We start from the raw sequence: 1,645 nt of genomic DNA, 5'->3' as shown, positions 1-1,645 counted from the left end.
ACAACGGCTCATCGCCAATAACGGGTATCATCGAAAAAGTGTAATTTTAGAAACCAGGAAATAAAACAAATAAGCCGACAATTCCGCATCCCAACTCCCGCAACTGGCGATAGCCGAGACCGTTGTAAACAATTTTATTAGAAGTAACCGTAATCAATATTTCAAATCCCCATCGACCTATGAATTTAAAAAAAACCTTATTCTTATTTAATGTAGCCTTTCTATTTTCCACAATAATTTTTGCACAAAATAAAGTTACTGCAACAGAATTTTCTGATGTATATATATTACCCATGAAAATTCAGGGTAAAACCTTCCAGTTTTTATTTGATACTGGCGCCTCTAAGTCATTAATAAATGAAGAGGCTCTAGAAAGCTTGGAAGTTAAAAAACTGGATTCCTTAGAAATTACAGATGCCCACGGTAATTCTAAGAAATTAGGCCTAGCAGATTTAGGAACTATTTCAATTGGATTTAGAGATTTTAATGAAATAGAATTATTGATCCTTCCAGAAGAAGGTAATAGCTATAGAGATATTTTTGGTTGCCAAAAAATAGATGGAGTGATTGGATTTGACATTATAAAAAAAGCAAAATGGAAAATCAACTGGAGCACTAAAACTTTTGAAATAGGTGAAAACTTATCGGAATGGGATTTAAATAATTATAAAAAAATAAAATTGGATATACCTAAAAACAGCCATTATGCGGCAGTTAAAATTAAAGCAAATGGGAAAAAATTTTATGCTAAACTAGATAGTGGTAATAATTCCTTTTTAAGTCTAGGAAATCGCACCTACAGTTATTTAAAAGATAAATTAGGCAATCTTCATACAATTAGTAAAGAGGGAAGAACATCTACAGGTGTATATGGCCAAAATTATGGTATAACTAACTACACAATTTTTCAAGAAATTAAAATTGATAAAATTTCTTTAAAGAATAAAATTGTCATGAATTCAAGCACTACAAATAACCTCTTAGGAACAAAGTTTTTAAATAATTATATAACAGTTATTAATCTTGAAGATGAAGAAATTTTGGTTCATCAGATGCCTGGTGATTTTTTGATGGACGATGAGATAAAGAAGTTCCCAGTAGATATTAAACCTAATTATGAAACTCAAGAATTAATTATTGGTAATATATGGCAGGCACACTCCACCAAATCGTCCTTTGAAAACGAAACTAAAGTTTTAAAAATAAATGATAATGATGTTTCGAATTTTACCAAAGAACAATTATGTCAGTTTTGGAATAATGATTGGAAAACTTTGAGTTCTTTGGACGAACTAGAAATAGTAGTAGAGCATTCCGAAGGAAACAAGAAGATTTCAATTAAAAAAGAAGATTTGCTAAACAAGGATTCATAGATTCACAAAATCAAAAAATAAAACTGTTTACAACAACGGTTCATCGCCAATAAGCGGCAGCGTTAGTAAGAAAATAATTAACTTAACCAACAAACCAATACTAAGCCGACAAAGCCGCGTCTCCTACTCCGCCAACTGGCGATAACCGAGACCGTTGTAAACAATTTTATAAAAGAAAAATTTTACTTAATTCTGAATTAACTTTAGAACAAAAAAATTTTGAAAAAATAAATAATTATTAAACCTAATCAGTATGAAGTCAACTTACAAAT

General features: G+C 30.3%; 1 protein-coding gene. It reads left to right on the top strand.

Annotation, left to right across the window (positions count from 1 at the left end; translation table 11 throughout):
• The first annotated feature begins 179 nt into the window (after positions 1 to 179).
• A complete protein-coding gene (locus ML462_RS15965) occupies positions 180 to 1,373 on the top strand; it encodes a retropepsin-like aspartic protease (RefSeq protein WP_240714833.1) in 1,194 nt (397 codons plus the stop codon).
• Positions 1,374 to 1,645: the final 272 nt, after the last annotated feature.

It is taken from the genome of Christiangramia lutea (genome assembly GCF_022489035.1).
GTDB lineage: Bacteria > Bacteroidota > Bacteroidia > Flavobacteriales > Flavobacteriaceae > Christiangramia > Christiangramia lutea.
The sequence above is the reverse complement of the archived record's forward strand: the minus strand, read 5'-3'. Positions and strand labels throughout refer to the sequence as shown.